General features: G+C 65.2%; 16 protein-coding genes. 6 read left to right on the top strand and 10 right to left on the bottom strand.

Annotated elements, in window-relative coordinates:
• Positions 1–44: 44 nt before the first annotated feature.
• From AABF56_RS22955 to AABF56_RS22945, 3 genes are all read right to left on the bottom strand, one after another.
• Entirely contained in the window at positions 45–2,567 is a 2,523-nt protein-coding gene (locus AABF56_RS22955) for a methyl-accepting chemotaxis protein (RefSeq protein WP_244767578.1), read from the bottom strand.
• A gap of 237 nt (positions 2,568–2,804) precedes the next feature.
• Positions 2,805–2,942 (bottom strand): hypothetical protein, encoded by a 138-nt coding sequence (locus AABF56_RS22950; protein ID WP_244767577.1) that lies wholly within the window; start codon positions 2,940–2,942, stop codon positions 2,805–2,807.
• Positions 2,943–3,102: 160 nt separating this feature from the next.
• Positions 3,103–4,284 (bottom strand): NAD(P)/FAD-dependent oxidoreductase, encoded by a 1,182-nt coding sequence (locus AABF56_RS22945; RefSeq protein ID WP_272804439.1) that lies wholly within the window; start codon positions 4,282–4,284, stop codon positions 3,103–3,105.
• A 169-nt stretch (positions 4,285–4,453) separates the two neighbouring features.
• On the opposite strand from AABF56_RS22945, the gene AABF56_RS22940 reads away from it, so the two are divergent.
• The 5 genes from AABF56_RS22940 (at position 4,454) to edd (ending at position 11,496) form a co-directional block, all read left to right on the top strand.
• Complete coding sequence (locus AABF56_RS22940; protein ID WP_244767575.1) at positions 4,454–5,893, top strand: glutamine synthetase family protein; 1,440 nt, start codon at positions 4,454–4,456, stop codon at positions 5,891–5,893.
• A gap of 97 nt (positions 5,894–5,990) precedes the next feature.
• Positions 5,991–7,274 (top strand): NAD(P)/FAD-dependent oxidoreductase, encoded by a 1,284-nt coding sequence (locus AABF56_RS22935; RefSeq protein WP_272804438.1) that lies wholly within the window; start codon positions 5,991–5,993, stop codon positions 7,272–7,274.
• Positions 7,275–7,370: 96 nt separating this feature from the next.
• Positions 7,371–8,843 (top strand): glucose-6-phosphate dehydrogenase, encoded by a 1,473-nt coding sequence (gene zwf / locus AABF56_RS22930; RefSeq protein ID WP_272804437.1) that lies wholly within the window; start codon positions 7,371–7,373, stop codon positions 8,841–8,843.
• 9 nt (positions 8,844–8,852) lie between these two features.
• Positions 8,853–9,551 (top strand): 6-phosphogluconolactonase, encoded by a 699-nt coding sequence (pgl, locus tag AABF56_RS22925; RefSeq protein ID WP_244767572.1) that lies wholly within the window; start codon positions 8,853–8,855, stop codon positions 9,549–9,551.
• Between the two features lie 124 nt (positions 9,552–9,675).
• Entirely contained in the window at positions 9,676–11,496 is a 1,821-nt protein-coding gene (gene edd / locus AABF56_RS22920) for a phosphogluconate dehydratase (protein ID WP_272804436.1), read from the top strand.
• 178 nt (positions 11,497–11,674) lie between these two features.
• Here the strand turns inward: edd and AABF56_RS22915 are convergent, their stop codons facing one another.
• From AABF56_RS22915 to AABF56_RS22890, 6 genes are all read right to left on the bottom strand, one after another.
• Complete coding sequence (locus AABF56_RS22915; RefSeq protein WP_244767570.1) at positions 11,675–12,088, bottom strand: hypothetical protein; 414 nt, start codon at positions 12,086–12,088, stop codon at positions 11,675–11,677.
• A 106-nt stretch (positions 12,089–12,194) separates the two neighbouring features.
• Positions 12,195–13,286 carry an ABC transporter ATP-binding protein gene (locus tag AABF56_RS22910; RefSeq protein WP_272804435.1) on the bottom strand — a complete coding sequence of 364 codons (1,092 nt, stop codon included), beginning with the start codon at positions 13,284–13,286 and terminating at the stop codon, positions 12,195–12,197.
• Between the two features lie 21 nt (positions 13,287–13,307).
• Positions 13,308–14,960, bottom strand: a complete 1,653-nt coding sequence (gene bglA / locus AABF56_RS22905; RefSeq protein ID WP_272804434.1) for a beta-galactosidase BglA — start codon at positions 14,958–14,960, stop codon at positions 13,308–13,310.
• A gap of 26 nt (positions 14,961–14,986) precedes the next feature.
• Positions 14,987–16,132, bottom strand: coding sequence for a carbohydrate ABC transporter permease (locus tag AABF56_RS22900; protein WP_272804433.1), 1,146 nt, complete (start codon positions 16,130–16,132; stop codon positions 14,987–14,989).
• Between the two features lies 1 nt (position 16,133).
• On the bottom strand, positions 16,134–17,144 hold the full coding sequence (locus AABF56_RS22895) for a carbohydrate ABC transporter permease (protein ID WP_272804432.1): 1,011 nt from the start codon (positions 17,142–17,144) through the stop codon (positions 16,134–16,136).
• 187 nt (positions 17,145–17,331) lie between these two features.
• On the bottom strand, positions 17,332–18,672 hold the full coding sequence (locus AABF56_RS22890) for an ABC transporter substrate-binding protein (RefSeq protein WP_432348232.1): 1,341 nt from the start codon (positions 18,670–18,672) through the stop codon (positions 17,332–17,334).
• A gap of 328 nt (positions 18,673–19,000) precedes the next feature.
• On the opposite strand from AABF56_RS22890, the gene AABF56_RS22885 reads away from it, so the two are divergent.
• Positions 19,001–20,029: a substrate-binding domain-containing protein gene (locus tag AABF56_RS22885; RefSeq protein ID WP_244767563.1), complete on the top strand. Its 1,029-nt coding sequence runs from the start codon at positions 19,001–19,003 to the stop codon at positions 20,027–20,029.
• A 199-nt stretch (positions 20,030–20,228) separates the two neighbouring features.
• On the opposite strand, the gene folD is transcribed toward AABF56_RS22885, so the two are convergent.
• Positions 20,229–21,128: a bifunctional methylenetetrahydrofolate dehydrogenase/methenyltetrahydrofolate cyclohydrolase FolD gene (gene folD, locus AABF56_RS22880; protein ID WP_272804430.1), complete on the bottom strand. Its 900-nt coding sequence runs from the start codon at positions 21,126–21,128 to the stop codon at positions 20,229–20,231.
• Positions 21,129–21,167: the final 39 nt, after the last annotated feature.

Raw genomic sequence — 21,167 nt, 5'->3', positions numbered from 1 at the left:
TCCAGCCGGGCGCGACCGGCAAGCGCGCCCGCGACGCGCCGGCCTCAGGCGGCGCGATACGTCCCCTGCTCGTCCGCCTCCAGGCGGAACTGCTCGACGAGCATCATCAGCGTATCGGCCTCGTTGGCCAGCTTGCGGCTCGCCGCCGTCGTGAGATCCACCATCGAGGCGTTCTGCTGGGTCATCTGGTCCATCTGGTTGACGGAGCCGTTGACCTCCTGGAGCGCTGCCGCCTGGTCGCGGCTCGCCGTCGCCATCATGTCCACATGCTGGCTGACGGTGACGATCTGCTGGCTGATCGCGGCGAGCACCGCGCCCGTTTCCTGCACGAGGTGGGCGCCGGCGCTGACCTCGCTCGTCGATTTCTCGATGAGGCCCTTGATCTCGCGGGCGGCGCTGGCCGAGCGCTGGGCAAGCTCGCGCACTTCCTGCGCGACGACGGCAAAGCCCTTGCCGGCCTCGCCCGCACGGGCGGCCTCGATGCCGGCATTGAGGGCGAGCAGGTTGGTCTGGAAGGCGATGTCGTCGATCACCTCGATGATCTGCTCGATCTGGCGCGAGGCGCCCTCGATGCGGCCCATGGCGGCGATCGCATTGCTGACGACGGCGGCGGAGCTGTCGGCGCTGCGCTTGGTCGTGCCGACGACGATGTTCGCCTCGTGCGCCCGCTCAGCGGAGGAGCGCACGGTCGCCGTGATCTGTTCGACGGCGGCGGCCGTCTCCTCCAGCGAGGAGGCCTGGGATTCGGTGCGCTTGGCCAGCGCATCGCCCGACTGCAGCATCTCCGCCCCGCTGCGCTGGATGGACAGCGCATTGTTGCGGATCTGGCCGAGCGTATCCTGGAGGCGCGTCAGCGAGACGTTGAAGTCCTGGCGAAGCTGTTCCAGGCGGCCGGAGAACGGCGTGTCGATCTGGCGCGACAGGTCGCCCTGCGCCAGGCGTTCGAGACCGGCGGCCAGCGCGTTGACGGCAAAGTCGATCTCGCGGTCGAAGGCCTGCTTTTCGGCATCGTTGCGGGCGCGTTCGGCTTCCGCCGCGTTGCGCTGCTCTTCGCTTTCGGCCTCCACGCGGATCTTCGACAGGGCGTTCTCCTTGAAGACGCCGAGCGCGCGGGCCATGTCGCCGATCTCGTCGGCGCGGCCTTCTCCGGTAATGCCGGTGTCGAGGAAACCATCCGCCAGGCGCCGCATGGCGCCGGTGATCTGGCTGATCGGCCCCTTCAGCGTCAGCACCAGCGCGATGCCGGCAAGGATGGCGATCGCAGCGCCCGCGACGGTCGCGAGGATCGAGACCTGGTTGGCCTTTTCACGCTCGGTGCCGGCGCTGGTCTTCTGTTCTTCGGCGAACTGGCTGAGAAGATTCCAGATCGTGTCGATGGACTGGCCGGCGGCCTCGAAATCGGCCGCCCGTTCGGTGCTGATCTTCACCAGCGCGGCGCTGTCCGCATCGATCCGATCGAGCACCGGCCGCAGCGCGTCGTCGACCGCGTCGAAGAAGGCGAGACCGCTGGCGCTGCCGCCGAGCGCCTTCATGTCGATGCGCAGGATGGACAGGTTGCCGAGCAGCTTGACGCGATTCTGCTCCGACGTCTGGCCGAGGAACCGGGCGGCGGCGATCTCGATGTCGTCGATCGAGGACACCAGCTTGCGCGTGGCGGAAAGCACCGCCTCGGACTTGATGATCGGCTCGTCGAGTTCGCTGAAGATGCGGGTCGCCTCGCGCATCTTTTCCGCCGCTGCGCCCTGCAGCTGGATGGTGACCTGGCGGAAACGGTTCACCCGGCGGGCGATTTCCGGCACCGTGACGCTCGCCGGCTCCGAGGAGGAGAGGAAGCCGCCGAGTTCGTCGATCGTGTTGCGGATGGTGACCGAGACGACCTTCTGGTTCTTCGGCAGGATCATAGCGATCGAGCGCTCGGTCTTGGAAATGAACGGATAGCGCTCCTTGACGAGCTTCAGCTGATCCTCCGGCGTTGCCCCGCGGCTGAACTCGGAGAGGAGGTCGCCGAAGAACTTGCTGGCATTGGTCAGGCGCTCGGCCTCGCGCAGCATGCTCTTCGCGGCGTTCTCGTTCTGCCGCACCGTGCGCTGGAGCTTCGTCGCCTCGTCGAGGATCTTCACCTGCTCGCTGGAGAGATAGTTGAGGTTCTTCCCCATCGTCTCGTGCAGGCCGGTCTCGCTGACATAGAGCGACCAGAGCCCGTCCATGCGGGCCTCGATGTCCTTGGTCTGCGCCTGCGCATCCACCAGCTTGGATTTGTCCGCATCCGGCGCAAGGCCGTCGATCGTCGCCTGGAGCACGGCATCCTGCGCCTTCAGGCGCTCGTGCACGGCATCGCGGTTCTCCTCGCTGGTGTTCTGCAGGAACCGGTTCATGCCGGCATAGACATCCTTGAAGCCGCTCAGCGACTGGAGGACGCTGTTGGAAATCTCCATGCGGCCCTGCAGCAGGCCGGACGCGTAGAGCCCGGTGAAGCCCACGGCGCAGATGCTGAGCACGAAGGGCAGGATGAAGACGAGGACCTTGGTCTGGATCTTGAAACGGGCGAGGATCTTGTCAATGAACATGGCGGAACATCCGTTGTCGGCGTGCTCCACCCCTGCCCTTTCGGGACCTCCCCAGGATTCGGACGCCGGATTACCGACTTCATGCGGCAGCAATGCCGCGCATCCGGGGGAGCAGTCATTGCCAGCCGTGTCGACATCCGTCATGGGGACGCGGCATCCGGAACCCTATGCGGCGGATGATCGGCGGCAATCTTTAAAATTCCATCACTATCTAAACCGATTTATGACAGTCGGTCGTCAGAGCGCGGCGGCAGCGAGGGCGACGACGAGACCTGCGGCAAGCGAGCAATGGATGCCGATGACAAAGAGGCGGCGGCGGCTTTCCAGAGCGGCGGCGATGGCGATGGCACGGGCGGGGCGGCGTCTTGAAGGCATGCGGCGATACTCCGTTACGCGGAAACAGACACCCGGATGATCCGGCCAGCCGGCCCACATCATGTTGCCTCCACCCCCCTCGGCGGGAGGCCGGAAACGCCGACATTGCGAGAGCATCCGCCCCGAGGTCTTAAAAGACGGTAAAGACCGCCGCGCGATCTCAGGCGTACCCGCCCGCGGCATGGCCTGACGCCCAGGCCCATTGGAAATTGTAGCCGCCGAGCCAGCCCGTGATGTCCACCGCCTCGCCGATGAAATAAAGCCCCCGCACCGCCTTGGCCGCCATGCTGCGGGAATCGAGCGCGGCGGTGTCGACGCCGCCGAGCGTGACCTCCGCGGTCCGGTAGCCCTCGGAGCCCGGCGGGCGCAGGCGCCAATCCCTAAGGCGCTGGAGAAGCGCGTCGATGCGGCGGCCCGGCTGTTCGGCGAGCGGCCCGTCGATGCCGAGCTCGGCGACGAGAAGCTGGGCGAGCTTCTTCGGCATGTGCTCGGCAAGGACCGTCTGCATCGCCTGCCGGCCGTTTTCCCGTCGCGCCGCCGCGACGACGGCGGCAAAGTCCACGTCGGGACAGAGGGTGAGCGCGATCTCCTCCCCCTCCCGCCAGTAGGAGGAGATCTGCAGGATGGCCGGGCCGCTGAGACCCCTGTGGGTGAAGAGCGCCGCCTCCCGGAACTCCGTCTTTCCATGGCGGGCGATGACATCGACCGCCACGCCCGGCAGGCCCTCATGGGCGGCGAGCGTCGCGGGATCGAGCGTCAGGGGCACGAGGCCGGCGCGCGTTTCGGTGACGGCAAGGCCGAATTGCTCGGCGATGCGATAGGCAAAGCCGGTCGCCCCCATCTTCGGGATCGACTTGCCGCCCGTGGCGATGACCAGCGAGAAAGCCTCGACCGTGCCGGCGTCCGTCACCACGCGGAAGGCCCGGCCGTCGTGCTCGACGGCACCGATCGGCGTGGACAGCCTGAGCTCCGCGTCCGCCGCCTTCATCTCGGCGAGCAGCATGGCGATGATGTCCTTCGCCGAGTTGTCGCAGAAAAGCTGGCCCAGCGTCTTCTCATGCCAGGGGATGCGGTGACGCTCGACGAGATCGAGGAAATCGCGCGGCGTGTAGCGGGCGAGCGCCGACTTGCAGAAATGCGGATTGGCCGAGAGGAAATTCTTCGGCCCGGCATGGATATTGGTGAAGTTGCAGCGCCCGCCGCCGGAGATGCGGATCTTCTCGCCGGGTGCGCGCGCATGGTCGACGACGAGGACGCGGCGTCCGCGCCGGCCCGCCTCGATGGCGCACATCATGCCTGCCGCACCTGCCCCGATGATGACGACGTCCCGCCGTTCTGCCACGTATGCAATCCTCGTTTGCCCCTCCTTTCCGCCAACGCGGCCGAAAGTCAATCGGGACGGGAAAAACAGATCTTCTTGAAAAATTCGCGTTTTCTACCCCCCGGGGGGAGCTAGCCAAGGAATAAACTCCGTCTATGATGGCTTCATCGTCAACCAAACCCGGTGTCTCATGCCGTCCAAAAAGAAAGTCGTTACCCCCACAATCGAAAAAGCCGCACGCTCTACCAAAATCCCTCCCGCCATCAGCGTGCCGCGCGGGGTAAAGACCTGGAAGGACGCCGCAGACTGGCTTCGCGCCCGCGGCATCGAAGACATCGAATGCATCACGCCGGACCTCGCGGGGGTTCCGCGCGGGAAAATGATGCCGTCGTCGAAGTTTACCTCCAACACGTCGCTCGCATTGCCCTCCGCCCTCTATCGCCACACGATTTCCGGCGATTATCCGGAGGAGACCGGCAATTTCCGCTATGAGCCGCGCGACAGCGACCTGAAGCTGCTGCCCGACCTTTCGACGCTGTCCGTCGTGCCGTGGGAGACCGACCCGACCGCGCAGGTCATCTGCGACATCGTCGGCTCGACCGGCGAGAACGTGCCCTATACGCCGCGCAACGTCCTGAAGAACGTGGTGCAGATGTATCGCGACCGCGGCTGGAAACCGGTCGTGGCGCCCGAGATCGAGTTCTACCTCGTCGCCGTCAACGACGATCCGGACTATCCGCTGCACCCGCCGAAAGGGCGGTCCGGCCGTTCCATCCAGGGCGGCCAGGGCTATTCCATCGCGGGCATCAACGAGTTCGACGAGCTGATCGACGACATCTACCACTTCTCCGAAAAGCAGGGGCTGGAGATCGACACCCTGATCCACGAGGAGGGGCCGGCGCAGCTGGAGATCAACCTGCGCCACGGCGATCCGATCGAGCTGGCGGACCAGGTTTTCCTGTTCAAGCGCACGATCCGCGAGGCGGCGCTGAAGCACGGCATCTATGCCACCTTCATGGCAAAGCCGATGCAGGGCCAGGCGGGATCGGCGATGCACATCCACCAGTCGGTGGTGGAGATCGAGACGGGGAAGAACGTCTTCTCCAATCCGGACGGTTCGGCCTCGAAGGAGTTCTTCCACTTCATCGGCGGCATGCAGGCCTATGTGCCGAAGACGCTGGTCATGATGGCGCCCTATGTGAACTCCTACCGGCGCCTCACACCCGAAATGTCGGCACCGGTCAACAATGCCTGGGGCTATGACAACCGCACGACGGCCTTCCGGGTGCCGGTGTCGGACGCCAACGCCCGGCGCATCGAAAACCGCCTGCCCGGCTCGGACGCCAATCCCTATCTCGCGCTGGCCGCCTCGCTCGGCTGCGGCCTGCTCGGCATCATGAACGAGGTGGAGCCGAGCGAGCCGACGGAAGACACTGCCAACGAGGGGTCGATCGACCTGCCGCGCGGGCTGCTCGAAGCCGTGTCGCTGCTCGAATCCGACCCCGCATTGGCCGAGGTGCTGAGCGCCGAGTTCATCGGCCTCTATGCCGGCGTCAAGCGCGGCGAGTTCGAGACCTTCATGCAGGTGATCAGCCCCTGGGAACGCGAGTTCCTGCTGCTCAACGTCTGAGCGGCCCGGCGGTCCGGGCCGCCTGAAGAGATCAGCTCCCGAGAGCGGCCGGCGCCCCGGCGCGCCGCCGCACCCTCTTGATTCACGAGTGTGTTGAATGCCCTGGCAAAGCCCGATTTCCCCCGGCATCTCCTGGTATGAAGCGACCGTCGGAGAGCGCCCCGAATATGCCCCCCTCGACGGCTCCGTCGAGGCCGACGTCGCCATTGTCGGCGGCGGTTTCACCGGCCTGCAGGCTGCCTACAACCTTGCGAAGAAGGGCGTCAACGTCGTGCTTATCGAGGCGCACCGCTTCGGCGACGGCGCGTCGGGCCGCAACGGCGGCCAGCTCGGCACCGGCCAGCGCGCCGAGGCGGAAAGCCTGGAAGCCGAGCTCGGCTTCGAGCGCGCCAAGGCGCTGTTCGACCTTGCGGAGAACGCCAAGCGCTACATCCACGATTTCGCCGAAAGCCAGGCCCTCGACATCGATTATGTTCCGGGCCAGCTCAATGTCAGCCACAAGGCAAGCTGCGAGAAGGAATTCCGCGACCATATCGAGATCGCCGCGACCCGCTTCGGCTACAAGCACCTGAGCTACATGGACCGGGCGGAGACCGAGGAGCGCGTCGGCTCGAAGCGCTTCTTCTTCGGCATGCGCGATACCGGCACCGGCCATATCCACCCGCTGAAACTCCTCGTCGGCGTCGCCCGCGCAGCCAGGGCCGCCGGCGCCGGCCTGTATGAGAAGACCCCTGCCCTGAAGATCGAACGGACGGGCGGCAAGGCTGTCATCACCACCGCGAAGGGCACGATCCGCGCCGACAAGGCGCTGATCTGCTGCAACGCCCATATCGGCAACCTGGAGCCGAAGACGGCCGCGCATGTCATGCCGATCCGCTCCTTCATCGGTGCGACCGTGCCGCTCGACAAGTTCCCGTCGATCATTCCCGGCGGTGAGGCGATCGCCGACACGCGCTTCGTCGTGCGCTATTTCCGCAAGACCCGCGACGGCCGCCTGCTTTTCGGCGGCCGGGAGGCCTATTCGGAAAATCTCGATGACATGACGCCGCCCATCCGCCGGCAGATCGAGGAGGTCTATCCGGAGCTGAGGGGCATCGAGCTCACCCATGCCTGGGGCGGCTCCGTCGGCATCACCATGCCGCGCAAGCCCTATGTGCGCGAGGTCATGCCCGGCATCACCTCGATCGGCGGCTATTCCGGCCACGGCGTCATGCTGTCGAACTATTGCGGCAAGCTCTATGCGGAGGAGGCAACCGGCGGCAGCGCGGAACTCGACCAGCTGAAGGCCCTGAAAATCCCGGCCTTTCCCGGCGGAGCCCGGTTCCGCTCGCCGCTTCTGTTCCTCGCCATGACGTGGTACGCGCTACGCGACAAGCTCTGATCGAGTCGGAAGCACCGATTTTGTTGCGTTGCACTCTGGTGTTTTTAAATCGATTAGATTATAACACCCGGCAACAGAACGAGATCGAGACATCCGATGAGCAGCCAGATCATTCCCGTTGAACCCTTCGACTATGTCGTCTTCGGCGGAACCGGCGACCTTGCGGAACGCAAGCTCCTTCCGGCCCTCTATCACCGGCAGCTCGCCGGCCAGCTTTCCGACCCGACGCGCATCATCGGCGCGTCGCGCACCGCCTATACGGACGCCGAATACCGCAAGTTCGCCGTCGATGCGCTGAAGGAGCACCTGAAGCCCGGCGAATTCGACGACGAGCAGGTCAAAACCTTCTGCGACCGGCTGTTCTACGTCGCCGTCGACGCCAAGTCCGACCAGGGCTGGGACAAGCTGAAGGAGCTTCTCGACGAGGGCAAGGAGCGCGTGCGCGCCTTCTACCTCGCCGTCGCGCCCGCCATCTTCGGCGACATCTCGGAAAAGATCCGCGACCACAAGCTCATCACCAAGCAGACCCGCATCGTCGTCGAAAAGCCCATCGGCCGCGACCTTGCCTCCGCCAACGAATTGAACAACACGATCGGCAAGGTGTTCCGCGAAGAGCAGATTTTCCGCATCGACCACTATCTCGGCAAGGAGACGGTGCAGAACCTGATGGCGCTGCGCTTCGCCAACGCGCTCTACGAGCCGCTGTGGAACTCCGCCCATATCGACCATGTGCAGATCACGGTGGCCGAATCGGTCGGCCTCGAAAGCCGCGCGGGCTATTACGACAAGGCCGGCGCGCTGCGCGACATGGTGCAGAACCACATTCTGCAGCTGCTCTGCCTTGTCGCCATGGAGGTGCCCTCCTCCATGGACGCGGAGGCAGTGCGCGACGAGAAGCTGAAGGTGCTGCGCGCCCTGAAGCCGATCGACCAGTACAATGTCGAGCGCCTCACCGTGCGCGGCCAGTACCGCGCGGGCGCCTCGGCCGGCGGCCCGGTCAAGGGCTATCTCGAGGAGCTGGAAGGCGGCGTCTCCAACACGGAGACCTTCGTCGGCATCAAGGCCGAGATCGGCAACTGGCGCTGGGCGGGCGTGCCCTTCTACATCCGCACGGGCAAGCGCCTTGCCGCGCGCATGTCGGAGATCGTCATCACCTTCAAGCCGATCCCGCATTCGATCTTCGACCCCTCGGCCGGCCGCATCGAGGCGAACCAGCTGATCATCCGCCTGCAGCCGGACGAAGGCGTCAAGCAGTCGCTGATGATCAAGGACCCCGGTCCGGGCGGCATGCGCCTGCGCAACGTCTCGCTCGACATGAGCTTTGCCGAGGCCTTCGACGCCCGCAATGCGGATGCCTACGAGCGCCTGCTGCTCGACGTCATCCGGAACAACCAGACGCTCTTCATGCGCCGCGACGAAGTGGAAGCCGCATGGCGCTGGATCGACCCGATCCTGAAGGCGTGGGAAGCGACCGGCCAGCAGGCGCAGGGCTACACCGCCGGCACCTGGGGTCCCAGCCAGGCCATCGCCCTCATCGAGCGCGACGGCCGCACCTGGCATGAAACGTAAGGAAGCCCGATGAGCGCGAGACTGCATGAATTCAAGGACGGCGCAGCCTTGGCCGAAGGGCTGGCGGAGCGGGTTTCCGGCGCGCTGGCCGACGCCGTTGCCAGCCGGGGCCGCGCCAGCATCGCGGTCTCCGGCGGCTCGACGCCGAAAGCCTTCTTCAAGGCGCTGTCGCGCCGCGACATCGACTGGGGCAAGGTGACGATCACCCTCGTCGACGAGCGGTTCGTTCCGGCGGACAATCCGCGCTCGAACCACCTGCTCGTCGCCGACAACCTGCTGCAGGACAGGGCGAAGGCCGCGAACATCCTGCCGCTCTATCGCGACGCCGGCAGCGCGGAAGAGGCGGCGAAGATCGTTTCGGCGGACGCCGAAGCGCTCGGCCATCCCTTCGACGTCGTGATCCTCGGCATGGGAACGGACGGCCATACGGCCTCGTTCTTCCCCGGCGGCAGCCGGCTGGCCGAGGCGATTTCGGCGGAAACGCCGCGCGGCGTGATCACCATGGAGGCGGAAGGCGCCGGCGAGCCCCGCCTCACCTTCACCTTCGCCAGCCTCCAGGATGCGCGCCTCCTGGTGCTGCATATCGAAGGCCAGGGCAAGAAGGACGTGCTGGCCGCAGCCGAAGCGGACGGGCCGGAAACCGACATGCCGATCCGCGCCATTCTGCGCCGCGCGGCGACGCCGGTCGATATCTACTGGGCGCCCTGAAGCACCCTGCCGGGTAACACCGGATTCACCCGGCGCACGACGCCGACGACTGAAGCGGACAGCGCAGCTTTCCCGCGCGCCGTTTCCTGCGAAAATGCCATCGAGAGAGGTAAGGATAGCTCCCATGTCCGCCGACAAACGCATCGAAGCCATTACAGCCCGCATCGTCGAGCGCTCGAAGCCGCATCGCCTGCCCTATCTCGAGCGCGTGCGCGCCGCCATCTCCAACGGCGTGCATCGTTCGGTGCTCTCCTGCGGCAACCTCGCGCACGGCTTTGCCGTCTGTTCCCCCGCCGAGAAGGACGCGCTCGCCGGCGACCGTGTCGCGAACCTCGGCATCATCACCTCCTACAACGACATGCTCTCCGCCCATCAGCCGTTCGAGACCTACCCGGCGCTGATCCGCGAGGCCGCACGGGAGGCGGGCGGCGTGGCGCAGGTCGCCGGCGGCGTGCCCGCCATGTGCGACGGCGTCACCCAGGGCCAGCCGGGCATGGAGCTGTCGCTCTTCTCGCGCGACCTGATCGCCATGGCGGCGGGCATCGGCCTGTCGCACAACATGTTCGATTCGGTCGTCTATCTCGGCGTCTGCGACAAGATCGTGCCGGGCCTCACCATCGCGGCGCTGACCTTCGGGCACCTGCCCGCCGTCTTCATTCCCGCAGGCCCCATGACCTCGGGCCTGCCGAACGACGAGAAGGCCCGCGTGCGCCAGCTCTATGCGGAAGGCAAGGCCGGCCGGGCGGAGCTGCTGGAGGCCGAATCCAAGTCCTATCATGGCCCCGGCACCTGTACCTTCTACGGCACCGCCAATTCCAACCAGATGCTGATGGAGATCATGGGCTTCCACATGCCCGGCGCCTCCTTCATCAATCCCGGCACGCCGCTGCGCGACGCTCTCACCAAGGAGGCGGCGAAGCGCGCGCTCGCCATCACCGCGCAGGGCAACGAGTTCACCCCGGCCGGCGAGATGATCGACGAACGCTCGATCGTCAACGGTGTCGTCGGCCTGCACGCCACGGGCGGCTCGACCAACCACACGCTGCATCTCATCGCCATGGCGCGCGCCGCCGGCATCGTCCTGACATGGAAGGATATTTCGGACCTCTCCGACGTCGTGCCGCTGCTCGCCCGCGTCTATCCGAACGGCCTTGCCGACGTGAACCATTTCCACGCCGCCGGCGGCATGGGCTTCCTCATCCAGGAACTGCTGAAGACCGGCATGCTGCATGACGACGTGCGCACCGTCTACGGCCAGGGTCTGCAGGCCTATACGATCGATCCGAAGCTCGGCGCGGATGGCGCGGTGGTGCGGGACAAGGCCCCGAAAGTCAGCCACGACCCGAAGGTGCTCGCCAGCATCGAGACGCCCTTCCAGCCGACCGGCGGCCTGAAAATGCTGACCGGCAATATCGGCAGCGCCGTCATCAAGATCTCGGCGGTGAAGCCCGAGCGCCATGTCATCGAGGCGCCGGCAAAAGTGTTCCACGACCAGCTCGAGCTCAACGCCGCCTTCAAGGCCGGCGAGCTGACGGGCGATTTCGTCGCCGTCGTGCGCTTCCAGGGCCCGAAGGCGAACGGCATGCCGGAGCTGCACAAGCTGACCACCGTGCTCGGCATCCTGCAGGACCGCGGCCAGCGCGTGGCGCTTCTCACGGACGGGCGCATGTCCGGCGCGTCGGGCAAGGTGCCGGCCGCCATCCATGTCACGCCCGAGGCGGTCGACAACGGCCCGATCGGCCGCATCCGCAACGGCGACATCATCCGCCTCGACGCCACCCACGGTACGATCGAGGTTCTGGTGAACGCCGCCGAGTTCGCCGCGCGCCCGCAGGCGACGGCCGATCTCTCCGGCAACGAATTCGGCATGGGCCGAGAGCTCTTCGCGCCCTTCCGGGCCATCGCGGGGCCGGCCGATCATGGAGCGAGCGTCTTGTTTGCTTGAGGGCGCCCTGCGTCCTTCATATCCTGAAGCTCGCAAACCCCTCCTCCGTCATGGTCGGGCTTGACCCGACCATCCATGCTCCGCGTACCGTTGGATCCTCGGGTCAAGCCCGAGGATGACGAAAGTGGGCGCTGGGCGGTCGTCGACAAGGGGGCCGATGCGCGCGCCTCTTCACGCCTCAGCTATAGATATCCAGCGTCCGGCCCTGGTGGTTGCGGTGCGTCGAATAGACGAAGATGCGCTGCAGGTCCTTGTCGGACAGCAGGCGCAGGAAGCGGGCTTCGACGACGTCGTTGGTATAGACGCGCTGCGTCAGGCAGCCGATCATCGGCAGGCGGGCGCTGACGATGTCGAGGTAGAAGTTACGCGGCAGCTGGAACTTCGTCGTCATCGTGATGATGGCGCCGCTGCGCGAGAGCTTGGTGATCAGGCATCGCCGGGAGACGAGGTTGACGAGGCCGCCATTCTCGGTGAACTCGATGCGGGCCTCGTTGCACGTGTCCTCCATCGGGAAGCTCTTCTCCCGATCGTACATGAAGGACTCTTCCTTGTTCAGGTAGTTGTTACGCGGTACGGATCCCTGAATACCCATCGGCCTGTTGCCCCCCGGCACTGTCTGCTTTCGGCAGAAGCCTAGGGGAACAACGCTTAACATCGGGTTGAGCGGCAGGGCGAAATCCTGCCGCCACCCCTTTCGCTCAGGACGCGCGATAGCTCTTGCCGGCGGCATCGAAGAGATGCAGCTTCGCCTTGTCCGCGGTGAACCGCACCCGGTCGCCGCGCTTGACGTCGAGGATGCCGGGGATTTTGGCGATGATCGGCTCGCCCTGCACGAGGCCGTCGATATAAAGCAACGTCACCTCGCCCAGCGCCTCGACGATCGACACCGTGCCCTCGAAGAGGAAATCATCGCCCGTCGTGATCTGGAGGTCCTCCGGCCGCACACCGAAGCTCGCCGTCTTGCCGACCTCGGAGGCTGTCGTCGGGATATCGACACTGGAACTGCGTCCGCCCGTCAGTTCCAGCGCCGTCGAGGCGCCCGCCGAGGTGATCTTCGCGGGGATGATGTTCATGGCCGGTGAGCCGATGAAACGGGCGACGAAGAGGTTCGCCGGGCGCTCATAGAGCTCCAGCGGCGGGCCGACCTGCTCGATATGGCCGGCCGAGAGCACGACGATGCGGTCGGCGAGCGTCATCGCCTCCACCTGGTCGTGCGTCACGTAGATCATCGTCGTGTCGGCCATCTGCTCGTTGAGCTTGGCGATCTCGATGCGGGTGGCGACGCGCAGCGCCGCGTCGAGGTTGGACAGCGGCTCGTCGAACAGGAAGACCTTCGGGTTGCGGCAGATGGCGCGGCCGATGGCGACTCGCTGGCGCTGGCCGCCGGAGAGCGCCTTGGGCAGGCGGTCGAGATATTTGGTGAGCTGGAGGATATCGGCGGCCGAGCGCACGCGCCGGTCGATCTCCTCCTTGCTTTCGCCGGCAATGCGCATGCCGAAGGCCATGTTGTCGAAGACGGTCATGTGGGGATAGAGCGCATAGGACTGGAACACCATGGCGATGCCGCGCTTGGAAGGCGGCACGTCGTTGACGCGCTCGCCGTCGATCGTCATGTCGCCGCCGGTGATCTCCTCGAGCCCGGCGATCATGCGCAGCAGGGTCGACTTGCCGCAGCCGGACGGGCCGACGAAGACGATGAACTCGCCCTGCTTGATATCGAGATCGATGCCGTGGATCACGTCCACCGCGCCGTAGGACTTGCGGATATCCTTGAGTACCAGCCCTGTCATGTCTCTCTCCCCTCTAATTCTTCAGACGAAACGGGCGAAGAACCCGCTCCATGCCGGAAGTTCGATGTTTTCCGCGTGCATCATGCTTTCAAACCCGTGGCCCTCCAGCGCCTCCAGCGTGCCGGCCGGCAGGTCCGCAAGACGCGCGATCGGGCTCATGTTGAAGGCGCAGAAGACCTTTTCGTTGCCGTGCGTGCGCACGAAGGACAGGATCGCGCCCTCGGCCGACTGAAACGCGATCTCGCCCTTCACCAATGCCACGTGCTGCTTGCGGAAGGCAAGGAAGCGCCGGTAATGCGCAAGCACCGAGGCCGCGTCGCCCTCCTGCACGTCGACGGCGCGCTCCAGATGGGCGGGCGAGACCGGAAGCCAGGGCCGTCCGTCACTGAAGCCGCCCGACGGCAGGCCGCTGTCCCAGACCATCGGCGTGCGGCAACCGTCGCGACCCTTGAAATCCGGCCAGAACTGGATGCCGTAGGGGTCCTGCAGGTCCTCATAGGCAAGCTCGGCCTCCGGCAGCGCCAGTTCCTCGCCCTGGTAGATGCAGACCGAGCCGCGCAGCGACATGAGGAGGCTCGCCAGCAGCTTGGCATGGGCCTCATGGTCGGTGACGGCACCGCCCCAGCGGCTGATATGGCGCATGACGTCATGGTTGGAGAAGGCCCAGCAGACCCAGCCCTCGGGTGCCGCCTTCTCCAGCGCAAGCTGGGTCTCCGCGACGAAGGCCGGCGTCAGCGGATCGGGCGCCAGGAACTCGAAGGCGTAGCACATGTGCATCTTGTCGCCGCCGGACGTGTATTCGCCGGCGATTTCGAGGCCGCGCTGGCTGTCGCCCACCTCGCCGACGGCGGCAATCGCCGGGAACTCCTCCATCAGCGCGCGGAAGCGCTTCAGGAATTCCAGGTTCTCCGGCTGGTTCTTGTCGTAGAGATGTTCCTGGTAGTTGTAGGGGTTCACGGCCGGCGCTGTCTGGGCGTTGCGGCGCTCGGGGGCAAGCGACGGGTTGTCGCGCAGCTCCTTGTCATGGAAGTAGAAGTTGATCGTGTCGAGGCGGAAACCATCGACGCCGCGCTCCAGCCAGAAGCGGGCGACCGAGAGCAGCGCGTCCTGCACTTCCGGATTGTGCAGGTTGAGGTCCGGCTGCGAGGTCAGGAAGTTGTGCATGTAATATTGCAGGCGGGTCGGATCCCACTGCCAGGCCGAGCCGCCGAAGATCGACAGCCAGTTGTTGGGCGGCGTGCCATCCGGCTTGGAATCGGCCCAGACATACCAGTCGGCCCGCGGATTGGTGCGCCGGGAGCGGCTTTCGACGAACCAGGGGTGCTTGTCGGACGTATGCGACAGCACGAGATCGATCATCACGCGGATGTTGAGGCGATGGGCCTCGGCGATCAGCGCATCGAAATCGGCGAGCACGCCGAAGATCGGGTCGACGTCCTGGTAGTCCGAAACGTCATAGCCGAAATCCTTCATCGGCGAGGTGAAGAAGGGCGAGATCCAGATCGCATCCACGCCGAGGGAGGCGACATGGGCAAGACGCTCGGTGATGCCCCGCAAGTCGCCGATCCCGTCGCCGTTGGTATCCTGGTAGGAGCGCGGATAGATCTGGTAGATCACCGCCCCGCGCCACCAGTCCTTGTCCGGTACGAGGAGGGTGGAATCCGACATCGTCATGCTGTTTGTCCTGTTTTCGAAAGCCGTCACCCACCCTTGACCGAGCCCGCCAGCAGACCGCGCACGAGATAGCGCTGCAGGCTGAAGAAGACAATCAGGGGAACGACGATGGTGATGAAGGCGGAGGCCGTGAGGATTTCCCAGTTGCCGCCGCGCGAACCCAGGAGGTTCACGAGACGCCCGGTCAGCACCAGTTCCTCGTTGCCCGCACCGAGGAAGACCATGGCGACGAGCAGGTCGTTCCAGGTCCACAGGAACTGGAAGATGGCGAAGGAGGCGAGCGCCGGGAAGGAGAGCGGCAGGATGATCTTGACGAAGATATCGAAATCGGACGCACCGTCGACACGGGCCGATTCCATGATCTCGCGCGGCAGGCCGGCCATGTAGTTGCGCAGGAGATAGACCGCGAGCGGCAGGCCGAAGCCCATATGGGCGAGCCAGATTCCGACATAGGTTTTCGCCGGCACGCCGAAGAAGGCGCCGACGCCGTTGTAGAGCCGGAGCAGCGGAATCAGCGACATCTGCAAGGGCACGACGAGCAGGCCGACGATGACGGCGATCAGGATCGCCCGGCCCGGAAAGGGCATCCAGGCCAGCGCATAGGCGCAGAAGGCGGCGACGAGGATCGGGATGATGGTGGCGGGGATCGCTACCGTCAGCGAATTGATGAAGGAGGCGCCGATGCCCTCGGCATTCAGCACTTCTCGGTAATTGTCGAGCGTGAAGCGCGGCGGCACGGAGGCGGTGTAGAAGATGCGCTGGCCGCGGGTGCCTTCCATCTTCGTCGGCGAGACGATCTCGTAGCTGCCGTCCTCCCTGACGGTCAGCGTCTGGCCCTCGCCGAGGTCGGCGACGGCGCCCGCCTCGAAGGCGGCCGGCTGCAAGGGGCGGAAGCCGAAGGCGGAAACCTTCGCATCACCCCCTTCGATCAACTTTCCGGAAATGACGAACTTGCCGTCGCGCTCGACCTGCGCCTCCGGCGCGGCGGCGCGGCCGGTGAGGTTCTGCGAGGAGGTGGAAAGCGCGGTCCACCAGCCGGAGACGGCGAGCTGGTCCTTGTCGCGCAGCGAGGAGATGAGGAGGCCGGCCGTCGGCAGCGTCCAGAGCGCGACGAGCAGGAGGACGGAAAGGTGGACGACGACGAGAAGCGGCGAACGGGACGTGGCGATCATCTCAGTGGCCCTCCATTTCCTTGGTGGCGTTGCGGATGTTCCAGATCATGATCGGGATGACGAGGATCATGATGACGACCGCGATGGACGCGCCGCGCCCGAAATCGCCGCCGCCGCGGAACATCCAGTCGAACATCAGGTTCGCCAGGACCTGCGTCTGCCATTGCCCGTTCGTCATCGCGAGCACGATGTCGAAGACCTTCAGCACCAGGATGGTGATCGTCGTCCAGACGACGGCGATCGTGCCCCAGATCTGCGGCACCATGATCTTGAAGAAGATCTGGAGGCCGTTGGCGCCGTCGATGACGGCCGCCTCGATCGTCTCCTCCGGAATGCCGCGCAGCGCGGCCGAGAGGATGACCATGGCAAAACCCGTCTGGATCCAGATCAGGATGACCATCAGGAAAAAGTTGTTCCAGAAGGGAATGGTCATCCAGGCCTCGGGCGTGCCGCCGAAGGCGACGACGACGGCATTGAGGATGCCGATCTGCTCGGACCCTTCGGCGCGGTAGTCGTAGACGAACTTCCAGATGACGGAGGCGCCGACGAACGAGATGGCCATCGGCATGAAGATCAGCGTCTTTGCGATATTGCCCCACCAGATGCGGTCGGTGAGTGCGGCGACGATCAGGCCGAAGAAGGTGGAAAGCGCCGGCACCACCAGCAGCCAGAGGAAATTGTTGAAGATCGACTGGCGGAACTCGCCGTCATTGATCATCCACGCGAAGTTGCTGAAGCCGATGAACTGCTGGCCGGAGCGGTCATGGAAGGCGAGCCGGACGGATTCGAAGACGGGATAGACGAGATAGACCGTCAGCGCGAAGAGCGCGGGCGCCATGAACAGCCAGGGCCGGATGGCATTGGTGATGCGCAGGTTCTTCGAGGCCTGCGCGCCCGTCAGCCCCTTGGAGGGGAAAATCTTGTCGAGCAGGAAATTCGTTCCGAAGAAATAGACGACGCAGGCGAGAACGCCCCCGACCATCGTGAAGATGGCGAATAACAATTGCTGCATGGCAGTCCCTCCCCCTGGGAAACATCCCCTACGGCTTTTCTCGCGCAGCACTGCGGCTTCAGTCGCTTGCCTGACGTCCTCTGACGCGGCGTCGACCGCTCACGCGGCTTGGTCGCCGCATGGTCCGGCTGCACTTTCGCATGCTCGGGAAAACCGGCCGGCGGCTGCCGGCCGGTTCGCCAGGATGTTACTTGATCGCGTCCCAGGCCTTCTGGACGCCGCCGGCGACATCGGCCGCGGACTTGCCGCCGACGAAATCGACCATGCCGGTCCAGAACGCGCCCGCGCCGATCTTGCCCGGCATCAGGTCAGAGCCGTCGAAGCGGAAGGTCGTCGAATCGAGCAGAATCTCGCCCTGCTTCTTCATCGGCGCATTGGCATAGGCTTCCTTGTTGGCGCTCTTATAGGGCGTCAGGAAGCTGGTCTGCGCCATCCAAACCTCATGGGCGATCGGCGTCTTCAGGAACTCGATGAAGGCGCGCGCGGCCGGCGTGTCCCGGGTGATCATGGCGAGCGTGCCGGCGCCGAGCACGGGATTGCCGAGCTCCGGCTTGCTGGCATAGGGCGGCATGTAGAAGAAGTCCGCGTCCTCGCCGACCACCGTGCCTTCCGGGAAGAAGGACGGGATGAACGAGGCCTGGTGATGCAGGTAGCACTTCGGCGGCGAGGCGAAGAGGCCCTTGGGGCTGTCGCGGAAGTCGGTGGAGGCGACCGCCGCCGCGCCGCCGTCGACGAACTTGTCGTTCTTGGCGAACCAGCCGAATTCATCGAGCGCACCGACCACCGAGGCATCGGTAAAGGGAATCTCGTTCGTCACCCACTTGTCGTAGGTTTCGGGCGAAGCCGTGCGCAGCATCAGGTCTTCCACCCAGTCGGTCGCCGGCCAGCCGGTGGCGCCGCCCGAGCCGAGGCCGATGCACCAGGGCGTGCCGCCGTCGGCGACGATCTGCTCGGTCAGCGCCTTCAGGTCCTCCATGGTCTTCGGCACTTCGTAGTCGGCATCCTCGAAGTTCTCCGGCACGTACCAGACGAGGGACTTCACGTCGATCTTGTAGGGGAAGGCGAAAAGCGCGGCATTGCCGTCCTTGTCCTTGTAGGTCGAAAGGTCGACCCAGGACTGGCCGGCGGCATAGTTGTCGAGCAGCCACTGCTTGGTCTCGTCGCCGAGCGGGGTCAGGTAGCCCTTGGAGGCAAGGTCGGCGATCAGGCCAGGCTGCGGCAGGATGGCGACGTCAGGCGGGCTGCCGGCCTGGGTGTCGATGACGATCTGCTGCTCGTAGTTCTCGGAGGAGGAATATTTGATTTCGACGCCCGTCGCCTCTGTGAAATAGGCATAGACGACCTTGAACAGCGCCTCGTCCTCACCGCGCCAGGGACCGAAGATGGTCAGCGTCTGGCCCTTGAGGTCGTGGCCCTTCTTGAAATCCTCGAAGCTCTGCCAGTTGAACTTGGAATCCTCGCCCGGCTTGAATTTCAAGTCGGCCGCAGCAGCGCCGCCCGCCATCAAAAGAGCGAGCGCGGCCGTCATCAGCAATGTCTTTTTCACGAGATTTGCCTCCCATAGCAAACCCGCCCTCTCCCGGGGCAGGCATCCTCTAAAATACCCCAAAATTCAAAGCGCTTTGGATTTCCTTTCATCCCATTTCCCCCCGAGCCTCGTCAAGTACCCTCCTGGGCTTGCAGACAAAATCGCTGTGTTTAACGCAGTGCAGCGTAGTTTTGCGGCGCAAAAAGGCCAAATCCGCTTTTCCTAAATGATTTGCTGATGTTAGATGCCAAAACGCTTTGGGACGGATCCGGGGAACGAAGAGAAGGGACATCCAAAGCGCTTCGAATGTTTCAAGAAAGCCAAGCATGTGAATCTCAAGCAATTATCGCAGTTGCTGGGCCTCTCCCAGACAACCGTGAGCAGAGCGCTGAACGGCTATCCGGAGGTCAATGCCGAGACGCGCCAGCGCGTGCTCGATGCCGTCCGGGAGACCGGATACCGGCCGAACCGGGCGGCGCAGCGGCTGGCGACGGGCCGGGCGGGCTCGATCGGCCTTGTCATGCCGACGGCCGACGGCATCGAATCCGACGTGCATTTCGGCGAATTCCTCGCGGGCCTCGGCGACGAGGCGGTCAAGCACGACTTTCATTTCGTCATCAATCCGAGCCATCCGGAAGAGGAGGTCGCGACCTGCCGGCGGCTGGTGGCGAGCGGCAATGTGGATGCGCTGTTCCTCGCCTATATGCGCGAGAAGGATCCGCGCATCGCCATGCTGAAGACGCTGAAGACGCCCTTCGTCGTGCACGGCCGGTCGATCGGCGTGCCGACGGACTATCCCTATCTCGACATCGACAATACCGGCGCCTTCTACGATGCCGCGCGGCTGCTCGCGCAGCTCGGCCACCGGCATTTCGCGCTGATCAACGGGCCGGACTACCTCGCCTTCTCGATCCGCCGCAAGAAGGGCACGGTGCGGGCGCTGGCCGAACACGGCCTCACACTGCGCGAGGAGTGCGTGCAGCATTCGCAGATGACGGACGAACACGGGTTTCGCGCCATGGAGCGCTTCCTCCAGCTCGAAACGCCGCCGACCGCGGTCCTGTGCTCCAGCACGGTCCTGGCGCTCGGCGCCGTCCGGGCGATCAACCAGGCAGGGCTGAAACTCGGCACGGACATCTCGCTCATCGCCCATGACGACGTGCTGCCCATGCTGAAGCCGGAGAATTTCATGGTGCCGCTGACGACGACCCGCTCGTCGCTGCGCGCCGCCGGCCAGCGCATCGCCCGCCGCCTCATCGCCGACATCCTGACGCTCGAGACCCTGCCGCAGCAGGAGCTCTGGAAGACGGACCTCATCGTGCGCGCCTCGACCGGACCGGCGCCGGCGGGGAAATAGGCTTGCTCGGGAACGGCATCGCGCCGGGGGGTTGCCCCTCACCCTAACCCTCTCCCCGCAGGCGGGGAGAGGGGACGTGCCCCACGAATGGCTGTTGTTTGAGGAAGACGGCACGGCATATCCCTTCTCCCCGCCTGCGGGGAGAAGGTGGCCGGCAGGCCGGATGAGGGGCCGCCCCCTAAACTGACGACGCTTCCCCTCAGAATTTCGGCGGCACGCGCCCGGCCTTGCGATAGGCGGCGATCACCGTGTTGGCCATCAGCATGGCGATGGTCATCGGGCCGACGCCGCCGGGAACCGGGGTGATGACGCCGGCTACCTTGGCCGCCTCGTCGAAGGCGACGTCGCCGACGAGGCGGGACTTGCCCTCGCCCTTTTCCGGCGCGGCGATGCGGTTGATGCCGACGTCGATGACGGTCGCGCCCGGCTTCACCCAGTCGGCCTTCACCATTTCCGGGCGGCCGACGGCAGCGACGAGGATATCGGCATTGCGGCACACGCCGGCGAGGTCCTTGGTACGCGAATGGGCGGTCGTCACCGTCGCGTTCGCGGCCAGCAGCAGGGCGGACATCGGCTTGCCGAAAAGGTTCGAGCGGCCGATCACCACCGCGTTGAGGCCGGAAAGGTCGTCGCCATGCGTGCGGCGCACGAAGACCATGGCGCCGGCCGGCGTGCAGGAGACGAGGCCGCCGTCGAGGTCGCCCGTCGCCACCTTGCCGGCATTGACGACGTGCAGGCCGTCGACGTCCTTTTCCGGCTTGATCGACTGGATGATCGGTTCGGACTTCAGGTGCTTGGGGAGCGGAAGCTGGACGAGGATGCCATGGATGGTCTCGTCGGCATTCAGCGTCTCAACGAGGCGGGCCAGCTCCTCCTGCGTGGTTTCCTCCGGCAGCGTGTGCTGGATCGAGGTGAAGCCACATTCCTTGGCCATGCGGCTCTTGGAAGAGACATAGGCGTGGCTCGCCGGATCGTCGCCGACGATGATGACAGCCAGGCCGGGCCTTACGCCGGCATCCTTCTCCAGGGCGGCAGTGGCGGACTTCACGGTGTCAATCACGGAAGCGGCAACCTGCTTCCCATCGATAATGGTGGTCACATTTCTCTCCCTGAATGAAGTGCGCCCACTCTAGTGGGA

Origin of the sequence: Shinella sp. WSC3-e, assembly GCF_945994535.1 — a bacterium.
Classification (GTDB): domain Bacteria; phylum Pseudomonadota; class Alphaproteobacteria; order Rhizobiales; family Rhizobiaceae; genus Shinella; species Shinella yambaruensis.
Note: the sequence above shows the minus strand (reverse complement) of the source record. Positions and strands in the feature narration are given on the sequence as shown.